This window comes from Bradyrhizobium sp., from assembly GCF_049512235.1.
Lineage (GTDB): Bacteria > Pseudomonadota > Alphaproteobacteria > Rhizobiales > Xanthobacteraceae > Bradyrhizobium.
Genome location: NZ_JBEKXH010000207.1, coordinates 1 through 11,115 on the forward strand (window position 1 = coordinate 1; position 11,115 = coordinate 11,115).

The 11,115-nt window shown below is 60.8% G+C and carries 7 protein-coding genes; 4 read left to right on the plus strand and 3 right to left on the minus strand.

Annotation, left to right across the window (positions count from 1 at the left end; genetic code table 11):
• Positions 1-447 precede the first annotated feature (447 nt).
• The 3 genes from ABSG20_RS19330 to ABSG20_RS19340 all read left to right on the plus strand — a co-directional run bounded on the left by ABSG20_RS19330 (position 448) and on the right by ABSG20_RS19340 (position 1,262).
• On the plus strand, positions 448-657 hold the full coding sequence (locus tag ABSG20_RS19330) for a BrnT family toxin (protein ID WP_423866115.1): 210 nt from the start codon (positions 448-450) through the stop codon (positions 655-657).
• The gene (locus tag ABSG20_RS19335) at positions 560-862 is read left to right on the plus strand and encodes a type II toxin-antitoxin system prevent-host-death family antitoxin (RefSeq protein ID WP_423866116.1); all 303 of its coding nucleotides are present in this window, start codon (positions 560-562) and stop codon (positions 860-862) included. The genes ABSG20_RS19330 and ABSG20_RS19335 overlap by 98 nt, the downstream gene beginning before the upstream one ends.
• Before the next feature lie 79 nt (positions 863-941).
• Entirely contained in the window at positions 942-1,262 is a 321-nt protein-coding gene (locus ABSG20_RS19340) for a hypothetical protein (protein WP_423866117.1), read from the plus strand.
• Between the two features lie 373 nt (positions 1,263-1,635).
• Here the strand turns inward: ABSG20_RS19340 and ABSG20_RS19345 are convergent, their stop codons facing one another.
• The 3 genes from ABSG20_RS19345 to ABSG20_RS19355 all read right to left on the minus strand — a co-directional run bounded on the left by ABSG20_RS19345 (position 1,636) and on the right by ABSG20_RS19355 (position 10,819).
• A complete protein-coding gene (locus ABSG20_RS19345; protein WP_490338328.1) occupies positions 1,636-5,574 on the minus strand; it encodes an ATP-binding protein in 3,939 nt (1,312 codons plus the stop codon).
• Positions 5,575-6,011: 437 nt separating this feature from the next.
• The gene (locus ABSG20_RS19350) at positions 6,012-7,997 is read right to left on the minus strand and encodes a cache domain-containing protein (protein WP_423866119.1); all 1,986 of its coding nucleotides are present in this window, start codon (positions 7,995-7,997) and stop codon (positions 6,012-6,014) included.
• 158 nt (positions 7,998-8,155) lie between these two features.
• Positions 8,156-10,819: a M1 family metallopeptidase gene (locus ABSG20_RS19355; protein WP_423866120.1), complete on the minus strand. Its 2,664-nt coding sequence runs from the start codon at positions 10,817-10,819 to the stop codon at positions 8,156-8,158.
• A 171-nt stretch (positions 10,820-10,990) separates the two neighbouring features.
• On the opposite strand from ABSG20_RS19355, the gene ABSG20_RS19360 reads away from it, so the two are divergent.
• The coding region (locus tag ABSG20_RS19360) for an isocitrate/isopropylmalate family dehydrogenase (protein ID WP_423866121.1) at positions 10,991-11,115 on the plus strand (125 nt) is incomplete at its 3' end.

Here is an 11,115-nt window from a genome sequence, read left to right on the forward strand (position 1 = left end):
CAGGCGACCTCAATGTACATCCTGCCCTGCCATGTCATGGCCAGCCCGACGCTGCCGCGTCCACCGCATCTCATCCCGCGTGTCTGACGATCGCGATACGCCCCTCATCTGGAACGAGACGGGTGGGACTATAACTGATTCGAACGAAAAGTGAACATATTTATTTTTCCATTTGGGGCTTGACAGCCCAAATCACACCGGATCTTGCGCGTCGGGCGCGTATCTTTTTTGCACAACGTATTTGTTAGCTCGCAGGACCGGAACAATTTGACACGTCGGGCAAATCACCGGTATATTTTCATCATCGCAAGAGCTAAATGCCCGCGCCGAGATATCGGTCGCGGGTTTTTTGTTTGCCGTAAGCAAGCCTGGCCCGGACCATCCAACCGGTCGGCGCAATGCGCCGCCGTGACGGGCTGCGCGACATCAGGGATTCCTTGAGGATCGGTGGTCCCATCCATCACGGCGCTGCTTCTGGACAATGAGTCTGGCGCAGGGGAGGAGTGGGTTACCATGGGGCGAGACGCCGCGAACCAGCTGCTGGTGGTCGTGCATACCTATGTCGAACTTTCGGCTGAGCGGGAGGCGGTACGCATCATTTCGGCCCGCCGGTCGACCCGTCGTGAAGTGCGATGCCGTCGGCCGGGCGACGGCTGACGGTCGTGGCGGTTATCCGATCGCGATAACGCATCGTGGTCGCAGGCGACATGTTCTGATGTCCATCGACGAATTTGAGAGGCTCGAAAAGGCGGCGACCGCCCGGGCATACAGGCTCGCCGAACTTCCAAATGATCTTGCTGATGAGCTGGCAACGGCCGAGATGGATGCAAGGCACAATCATCTAGACAAGCTTCTCGACTAGACTGTTGCCGTCGTGACGGATCATTTGCCAGAGCCGGAAGCAGGCATGGTAACAACCCCGGAAGGACCGGCCCGCCTGCGTGGTGTTTGTCAAGATAAGGTCAGACCCTCGGTCGCCCTTGGAAGAGCCTCTTTATCTGAAGGAGGTCATCTATCTTCCGATAAGCACCAAGCCTCCGCGCGCCGCGCAGCGCGCGGTGAAAATCCCGCACCAGGTGAGGCTGCATCTCGGTATTCCGGACGATTGCTGGCTCATTATCTCGGAATGCAATATTCAGTATTGGCCGAATGATCTCAATCGCGTCCCGGGTTCCGGAAAATGGCTCTATGGCTTTCTACCGCCCCGTTTCTTCCGGAGCGTTCGCGACCAGCTCGTCGTCGAACTGAAGACTCAGGGGTGAGGGGACCACTCGGGCGGTCCCGATGCGGTGCCCCCCCCCCTCACCCCAACCCTCTCCCGCCCCGGCGAAAGCTACGCTTTCGCTTGGGGGGAGAGGGAGCCCACCGTCTACGCGGCCAGCGTCCGGGACACGAGTTCTTAAGCTGGCGCGTATGAGGGTCGCCGCTACCGGGATCGACATGACGTAGGGCGCCCTTGTGGGCGCCCTGTTTCAACCGTCATTACGCGAAAAATCAATGCATTAAGGCGTTTTTCTTTTAGGAGCTTTTGCGACGAAGCAATCCATAGCGCGGCGTACGCGGCTTCGCTCACCGGACGGCGCCTTGCGCCGAGCCGGTGGCTCGCCATGACGGCTTGAAAATCCCATGCAATGCCTACTTCAACACCGGTAGATCGATGACGTCGCGCACACGCGCTGCGAGCTGATCAAAAGTGAACGGCTTGCTGATGAGATGAACATCGGCATCGAGGCGGCCTTGATGGACGATGGCGTTACGTGAGTAGCCTGTCGTGAACAGAACGCGCAAGGAGGGCCGCAAGAGCTTTGCGGAATCGGCCAACACGCGTCCGTTCTTCCCCGGCAACACCACGTCGGTGAACAATAGATCGATGCGATCGGTGCCTTCGAGGATCTGCAGGGCCTTTTCGGCATCGCCTGCCTCAAGTACTTTGTATCCGAGCTCGCGCAGGATGGTCACGCTATAGGAGCGTACGTCTTCGCTGTCCTCGACGACCAGAATGACCTCCTCGCGGCTCGCAACAGGAATTGGCAGCCATTCGCCGGCGTCAACAGCACTTAATTCTCCTCTATACCGGGGAAAATAGAGTTTCACCGTCGTGCCCTGACCTTCCTCGCTGTACAACGTGACGTGTCCGCCCGACTGCTTTACAAATCCATAGACCATGCTGAGTCCGAGGCCCGTTCCGCGCCCCACTTCCTTGGTTGTAAAAAATGGTTCGAACGCACGATCCAGCGTCTGTTTGGACATCCCCGAACCGCTATCGCTGACGGATACCATCACATACTGGCCTGGAACGACCTCCGTATCCCTGGCGGAGTAGGACTCGTCCAACGCCGTGTTGGCTGTTTCGATGGTCAGCTTGCCGCCGTTTGGCATGGCGTCCCGTGCATTGACGGCCAGGTTGAGAATGGCACTCTCGAGCTGGTTCTGGTCGACTTCAACCGGCCAAAGCCTGGGGGCCATCACGGCCTCAAGTTCGATCGGCTCACCCAGCGTTCTATGAAGCAGTTCGGTCATCTCACGGACGAGAACGTTCAGCTCCAGCGGTTTCGGCTCCAACGGCTGACGCCTCGAAAAGGCGAGCAGTCGCCCGGTCAGACTCGCCGCGCGCTGGGTTCCTTGAAGGGCCATGTCGGTCGCCCGCTTGATGCGGGCGTGATCCTCCGGCTTTGACCGGCGGATGGTGTCGAGACCGCCCATGATCACCGTGAGCAAATTGTTGAAGTCATGGGCGACACCGCCGGTCAGTTGCCCGATCGCCTCCATTTTCTGGGCCTGGCGCAAAGCCTCTTCGGCCTTGATTCGTTCCGCGACTTCGGCTTCGACGCGCTGCTCCAGCGTGCTGTTGATGGCCTGAAGCTTGGCTTCGGCGCGTCGCCGAAATTCCAACTCGCGCTGAAGCGCCTGTTCGGCGGCTTTCTCTTCGGTGATATCGATCAATGCACCTGAAAACATCTTCTGGCCGGATGATCCCGCGGAGATGTGCCCCCGCGACAATACGGTGCGCGGGCATGCGCCGCCTCGAACGCGATACTCCGCTTCGAACGGCTCACCGGTTTCCACCGTGCGCGCGATCAGAGCCATGACGGACTCGCGATCATCGGGATGAATACCTTCAACGATCGAGCTCAGCGGAAGTCCATTCGCGGCGTCCTCCGGCGTCGCACCAAATACCTCGCTGAGAGGCCCCTGAATGCTCAAGCGGTCGCTTGCAACGTCCCAGTCGTAAATGGCGACACGCCCGGTCGACAATGCAAGGGTCAGGCGCTCCTGCGACATCACGAATCGCTGTTCGCTTTGCATGACAGAACGGGCAGCATCCCTTCTGACCATCGCCATCTGAATATTCGAGTTGACCCGGGCCAGGAGTTCGCGGGCGGCAAATGGTTTGGCCAGATAATCGTCCGCGGCGGCGTCCAGTGCCTGGACTTTCGTCTCTTCCCCGGCCCTGGCGGAAAGCATCAGCACAGGCGTTCCGGCCAATTTGGCGTCTGACCGAATTCCCCGCAACACACCGAAGCCGTCGAGCTTCGGCATCATGACGTCGGTGAGCACCAGATCCGGTGGCGATCGGCGTGCCGAAGCCAATGCGACCTCGCCATCCTCCGCGGTCTCGACGGCGTAGCCCTGTGCTTCCAGCAATCTGCGGACGTAGTCACGCATGTCCGCATTGTCATCGGCCAGCAGAACACGTTTTCCGAAGCCGGGGAGCGAGTCCCGGGGCTGTTCCTCGGTCGCCAATGCCGTCTCGGCAGGTGTGAGGCCGGCCTCCAACCCTGGAAGCAGGCGAAGCGCCTCGTCCAGGTATGGTTGCGCCTTGATTGGGACAGCCGACGAATTCGATTGACTTATCTGGTCCTGCGGCAGGTGTGCGTGTCCAAAGGGAACACGGACGGTAAAGGTGGTGCCCTGTCCGAGCGTGCTTTCAACCGCGATACTTGCACCGTTCAGGCGGGCAAGTTCCTGGACCAAAGCGAGACCGATGCCGGTTCCCTCGAAGCTTCTTCCCTGGGCGCCTTCGACGCGATGAAAGCGCTCAAACAGCCGCGGTTGTTCGCCCTGGGGAATTCCTATCCCGGTATCTGCGATGCGGAGCAGCGCGGCCGTGCCGTCGTCAGAGTCGGATATTGAAACTGTTATTGCGCCGGATATCGTGTACTTGAAGGCGTTGGAAAGAAGATTAAGAAGAATTTTTTCCCACATGTCGCGATCGACGTAGATCGGCTGCGACAGCTGTCTGCAATCGATCGTGAAACGCAGACCCGCCTTCTCGATGACGCTGCGAAAGGCCGAGGCTATTTCGGCGGAAAACGCGCTGAGATCCGTCGGCTCGAAATTCGCCCGCATTCGTCCCGCCTCGATTCGGGAGAAATCCAACAGGCTGTTGACCAGACGCAACAGCCGCATGCCGTTGCGGTGCACCAGTTCCAGTTGCGGTCGCGCCGGGTCCGTCGCTCCGGCCGTCGCCAGCAGTTCTTCGATGGGTCCCAGCATCAACGTCAGTGGGGTGCGGAATTCGTGGCTGACATTCGAGAAGAACGTGGTCTTGGCGCGATCCAGCTCCGACAGGACTTCGGCGCGCCGCTTTTCCTCTTCATAGGCTTGGGCGTTGGCAAGGGCGGCCGCAATCTGGCCGGCCACCAGGCCGAGAAATCCGCGATAGTTTTCGTCGAACAACCGGAACGGATTCAAGCCGACAATCAGAACGCCTGAACGCCCGGTCTCTCCGGTCGCCAGGATCGGAAGCACGGCCGCCTGAAACGGCGGACGATCCCATGCGCCGGCGGGAAGACGATCCGCGAACAGCTCGTCCAGGCCGGAGACGACCTGCGCTTCATGAGTGGAGAGAGCCGTCCTGATGGGCCACGGCGCGGAATTCGCAAGTTCCAGCGTAACGGGTGCCGCTTGATGGCCCGCGTCGATGCCCGATGATCCCGCCAGTGCAATGATGCTGCTGTCCGGCTCGGCCAAATACAGCATCGAGAACGGTACGTCGCGTGCATTGGTGGCAAGTGCGCTCGCGCTTTGCTGACAGGCATCCTGCCACGACCGCGCGTTCGCCGTGCTTGCCGACAACTCGCGCAACAGGGCAATTTGCCGCTCGCTCAGGACTCGCAGGGTATCATCGCTATTGGCGCAGATGATGCCACCGACGCTGCCGTCATCGTCGGGAATGGGGCTGTACGAAAAGGTGTAGTAGGTTTCTTCCGGGTATCCATTGCGCTCCATGATGAGAAGCTGAGACTCGACATACGTCCCGCGATCGCCTCCCATGGCGGTTTCGAGCAATGGACCAATGTCGGGCCATATTTCCCGCCATACCTCGTGCGTCGGCTTGCCAAGCGCCCAGGGATGTTTGCCGCCGATGATCGACTTGTAGGGATCGTTATAGAGATAGATGAGTTCCTTGCCCCATCCGATCCAAATCGGTTGCAGGGAGGTCAGCATGATCCTGACAGCCATCTTCAGGCTTTGCGGCCAATGATGGGGCGGCCCAAGGGGCGTTTCGCTCCAATTGTGACCTCTCATGAGGCCGCCCAATTCACCGCCTCCTGCCAGAAAATCGCCCATGCGAGAGCGGCTCCCTGCCACGATGGGTTCGCTTGAATCTTTCACCCGACGCTCCGTTCAAAGCGAGAAGTTTAACCGCGGAAGCAACTGTTTCAACCCGTCTCGACATCGCGGTCGCTGCCGAATTCGGCAGGCATTCGATCCTCACATTGTTGCTGGCGGAACATTGTGGAGTAGCGACGGTTCCACCGAGCCATTCCGTCGGCTACCCGACATTCTGCAGGTGGGAGCGAGCCCTCGGGCCAGTCACTGTTCGTTAATGAGGAACCGCGTGGGGAGGAAACACATCCGGCGGTTCGGAGCATCGTCGCGCCGTCAGGGATCAAATGTTGGGCTGCGCTAGGCCACAGCCTGTGAACGAAGTTCCTAACGAGGAACCTGCAGAATTTGAAAAAGTTCTGCCCGTGAAACAACAGGCCGAGAAGGCCGATCCCGATTCAGGCGGCTCGCTGGGTAGAAACGACCTCGCTGACGATCCTGTTGGCCTGCTCTGACAATTTGAATTTGACCAGCGTCGCGGTCTCGTCCTTACGCGCAACAAAACCGCTCAACTCTGCCGAAATACCATCGATTACCAATATCATCGGGGTATCGACGGGCGTGTTGGGAAGAGTTTCGTCAATCATCGCACCTCCAAGGGAGAGGTCTCGAACCATTACCCTGCCCGATCTCCCCTCAAGCTTTAGCGTGCCCGGACGGCGAATATCGATGCGGGAGGAGATTCGGCGATCTGCGTCTGTCGTTGAGGTGCGGATCACCCGGACAAGTGTGGCGCGAAGTTCGTTGACCTTGCCGGCGATTTCGGCTGATCCGTCGCGGATTTCCGAAGCGCGTCGACCGGTTTCAATGGCCTCATTGGATACCGAGACGATCTGTGCGGCGACCTCGCGGGCGGCATGCGAGGTCTCCTCGACGGTTCGGGATATTTCGACGGTAACGCTGTTCTGCTTTTCGATTGCGGCGGCGACGATCAAAGAAACCGACTCGACTTTTTGAATAACCTCGGCAATGCCTATGATCGAGGCCACGGACGCCTGGGTCGCGCCTTGGATTTCGGCAATCTGCTGGGCGATTTCGCTGGTGGCTTTGGCAGTCTGCTCCGCCAGCGACTTGACTTCGGCGGCGACCACGGCAAAGCCACGCCCTGCGTCGCCAGCCCGCGCGGCTTCGATGGTCGCGTTGAGGGCAAGCAGATTGGTTTGGCTTGCGATCTCGCTGATCAGATTGGTCACCGCGCCGACCTTTGCGGCGGCCTCGGAAAGCTTCGCAATGGTGGTCTGCGCCTCTGTCGATGCCGTCACGGCCTCAAGCATCAACGCCCTTGATGAAGTTACCTGGAACGCGATTTCCGCGATCGACGCGCTTAGTTGGGAGGACGCTTTCGCAACGGTTTGGGCGTTGGCGAGGGCTTCCTCCGCGGCAGCCGCGACACTGCTGCTGTTCTCGCCGAGCAATAGCGCACTGTCGGTCATCAACGCCGCGTTGTTGGCCATCCGCTCGGTCCCGGCCGCGACCTCGCCGACAGCGGCGTTGGTTTCGCGCTCGACGTTATCTGCCATTTCCTTCAGGGCTTTGCCTTTATTCCGTTCGGCAATCTGCTGCTGCTTTTCTTCCAGAACAGCTTCATTGCGAGCTTTTTCGGCGGCCTTGACCTTGAATTGCTCGATAGAGCGCGCCATGTCGCCGAGTTCGTCGCCGCGATTGAGCCCGGGCAATTCGATACCAAAATCACCTTCACCGAGTTTGGTGACGGACGACGTCATCGCAACCAATGCCGAGGAAATCTTGCGCGCAATGATCAGCGTGACCGTACCCAGCAAGCCGATCACGATCAGCGCAGCAACGATGACGGTCCTTGCGCTATCCCAGAGTTGAACCTGCAAGTCATCGATGTAGACGCCGGTGCCGATGATCCAGCCCCATGGCTCAAATCCCGTGACATAGGATAGTTTTGGCTGCGGCGCGTCCTTGCCGGGCTTTGGCCATTGATAGTCCACGAAGCCGGAGCCCTGCTTTTTTACAACATTGACAAATTCGACGAACAGCCGTTTGCCGTTGGGGTCCTTGTTGTCGGTCAGGTCCTGGCCGTTCAGCTCTGGCTTGGCCGGATGCATGATCATTCGTGGGCCTAGGTCGTTGATCCAGAAATAGTCGCCGTCGCCGTATCGAAGTTTCGAGATACGGGCCGCGGCTGTCTTTCGCGCGAGATCGTCGGAAGAATGGTCACGCACCGATGCGTCGTATTCTTCGCGGGCGATACTCAGCGCAATCTGGGCGAGGTGGCTCAGCTCATTCTGTCGTTGCTGCTTCAGCGAGTCCGCAAGGTTGCTGGCTTGCATCGCCGCCAACCCGATCAGGCCGCAGAAGCTGAGGCCGATGATGCTGTAAATGCGGAGACCAATCGAAAAGCGCACGCGCTGCATCGCGAAAAATCCCAGACTTGATCCTGTCCGATTCGGACAGCCCACCATCGCGCCCGAAGGCTGTAATAGGGTTAAGGGGCCTCCGCTTCTCGATTACGTAGTAATACTGGGATTTTGCTGCGGTCCTCTGTCATGGCTCGGGCCGGGTCGCTGTCGCTTCAGGGCGGCCCGCCATCATGCTGTCTGATCCAGGCATCGATCGCCGGCAACGCGCGCGTCTTCAGATCGGCCGCGATCGCAATCGTTTCCAGCGCGCGCGCCGTCATCACCCGGCCGCCGGAGGTCGCCTGCGCAGGTGCAAAGCCTTTGAGCTCGGCGGCATGGGCGTCATCGCTGAAATTGGTCATGAAGTTGGCAATGAAGAAGTCGCCAAACGAAGGTCCTTGCCTCCCGGCGAGTGCATCGAAATTCGCCTTCACGAAATCCCAGGCCAGATCGGGCTGCTCGCCGGATGAGGCGACCGTATTGATCACGCTGTCGACGATCGTGCTCGGTAACTCGGAGGTCAATGTCAGCGCCAGCGTGGCGCGGGCAAGCGCCGGGTCGCGCGCGCTGGCGGCCGCGTAGTAATAGCGCAGGCGCTCGTTGGTCGCGGTGCTTTTGCGCGCCAGCGCCAGCAGCGTGTCGTAGCTGGCGCTGTCGGCGCGGATGCCGACGAGATGGGTGACCGCATCGCGCAGCGCGGTCGGCAGCGATGGCGGGTTCTGCAGGAAGCCCGCGAACCGACGCTCGGCCTCGGCGCGGATATCGCCGTCGCCAAACTCGCCGAGCGCCGAGATCAAGCTCGAGCGCAGCAGCGCGTCGTCGTCATCCGAGCCGCCGGCGTCCCAGCCCAAACGGTCGAACACCGGCCGCAATCTTGTACGTCCATAGAACTGCAGCGCCGGACGTTCGGGGCGATCACGCGCCAGGCGATCGAGGCCCTTCAAGGTGCCAATCACCTGATCCCATACCGCGCGGCGGTCGTTGGCGCCGATCGCCTCAATCAGGGCGAAATAAGACGGCGCCCCGGCGCGGCCGGCTTGCACCAGACCCCAGCCGTCGGCGATGAAGTTGAGACGATCTTCCGGCGCCATCAGGGTCAATGACTTCGCCAGGGCTGCCCGGCTGTTGGGGCCGTACTCGACCCGGTAATAGCCGACGTCGCCGAAATTGACTTTTATCGGCTCGCCGCAGCTGCCGGCGGCGATTTCGGCCGAGCCGTCCAGCAACACAATTTCGGCGGCTCGGCCCGCGCCGATCGGCCCGACAGCGATCGGGATCTGCCAGGATCGCGGTGACGCGGGAGGGGATCCGGAAGGCGCGATCACAAACCGCTCCTGCCGCAGCGTCATGCGCTGCGCAGCGCCGCTGCAGCGGGTCTCGGCGATAATCAGCGGCACGCCGTCCTGCTCGGTAAAGGACGCGGCGATGCCCGTCACCGGCTTGCCGGCCGCGCTCTCGAGCGCCTGCCAGAGATCGGCCGTGGTGGTGTTGCCATAGGCGTGCGCGGCCATGTAGTTGCGGATGCCGTCGCGAAAGGGCTGTTCGCCGAGATAGCTCTCCAGCATGCGGATCACCGCCTGACCCTTGTTGTAGGTAATGCCGTCGAACGCGGCCATGGCCTCGCTCTGGTCGGCGACCGGCTGCTGGATCGGATGCGAGGTGCGCCGGGCGTCGAGCGTCAAGGCGTACTGCTTCTGGCCGTTGCCGTTGAGCCAGGTCTGCCATTGCGGATAGAAATGCGCAGCCGCCTTTTCCTGCATCCAGCTGGCAAAGCCCTCGTTGAGCCAGAGGTTGTCCCACCAGCCCATGGTGACGAGGTCGCCGAACCATTGATGCGCCATCTCATGCGCCAGGATGCTGAAGATGCCGCGCTGCGCCGTGGCCGCATTGCTGGAGGGGTCGAACAACAGCCGGCTCTCGAAAAAGGTGATGCCGCCCCAGTTCTCCATGGCGCCGCCGAAGCCGCCGGGCACCGCGATCAGATCGAGCTTGGGCAGCGGATATTTCACGCCGAAATAGCCGTTGTAGTAGTCGAGCAGCTTGACCGCGTTATCGAGCGCGAAGCGGCCCTGTTCGCGCTTGCCGGCGGTGGTGACCACGCCGACACTGACGCCATCGGCTTCCGCCGTCAGTCGTTCGAGCTCGCCGGTGGCGAGCACGAAGAGGTAGCTCGACATTTTCGGCGTCGGCGCGAACACAACCTGCTTCAGATCGGGCGCGAGCAGTTCTTCGCGCGCAACCGGCATATTGCTCACCGCCAGAAAGGCGCGCGGCACCGTAACCGTCAGCGCAAACGTCGCCTTGAAAGCGGGCTCGTCCCAGCACGGGAAGATCCGCCGGGCGTCGGCGGGCTCGAGCTGGGTGGACAGCATCCGCTTGCTACCCTTTTCGGTCGGATAATCGACGAAGAAGAGTCCGCGGCCGAACGAATTGATCTTGGCCTTGAAGCCGATCCGCAGCCGGTGCGCGCCGGCCGCAAGCGGTTGCAAAAAGCCGAGCGTCGCGGTCTCGGCTGTGGCATCAAGCGCGATGTCGGGGTTTTGCGTGCCGTCATCGATGGTGGCGGAACCGAACGTGATGTCAACCGCATTCAGCATCAGCCGCGCGGTTGGCTCGCGCACCTCGATGTCGACGACCTCGACGCCCGCAAGGGTGAGGTTCTGAAGGTCGGGCGTGAGCTCGATTGTATAATGGACGGGAATAACCGTTTTCGGCAGCTTGCCGGGCGTCCTGTCGAAGGAATAGCTTTGCTCGGCCAGCGCGCGGCCTGATATCGACAGGATCAGTACGATTGTCGCGGCCAGCACGGCGGCGAGGTTACGCATTACGGGCGCCATCCGGCCAGGATCCCCGTGAAGGGATGTTCTTGCGCGCGTTGCGGTCATCGGATCGGCCTGCATGCAGATTTCGAAGCCGCCTGGGTAGCCCAACAGGAGACAAAATGCGAGAAAAAGGGAACTTCGAGCGGGTCACGCGAGCATCAACAATCCTACACTTCGGGAGATCTCATGCACATCGTGGTCTTGCCGGGTGACGGCATCGGGCCGGAGATTACGGGGGCGACCCTGGAGGTCCTGCGCGCCGCGTCGGAGCGCTTCCAGCTCAAGCTTCAATTCGAACAACATCCGGTCGG

Bases quoted from the DNA above. Each gene is read 5' to 3' on its own strand.
- ABSG20_RS19335 (WP_423866116.1), top strand. From the start codon at position 560: ATGTCGAACTTTCGGCTGAGCGGGAGGCGGTACGCATCATTTCGGCCC.
- ABSG20_RS19345 (WP_490338328.1), bottom strand. From the start codon at position 5,574: ATGGGCGATTTTCTGGCAGGAGGCGGTGAATTGGGCGGCCTCATGAGA.
- ABSG20_RS19350 (WP_423866119.1), bottom strand. From the start codon at position 7,997: ATGCAGCGCGTGCGCTTTTCGATTGGTCTCCGCATTTACAGCATCATC.
- ABSG20_RS19355 (WP_423866120.1), bottom strand. From the start codon at position 10,819: ATGGCGCCCGTAATGCGTAACCTCGCCGCCGTGCTGGCCGCGACAATC.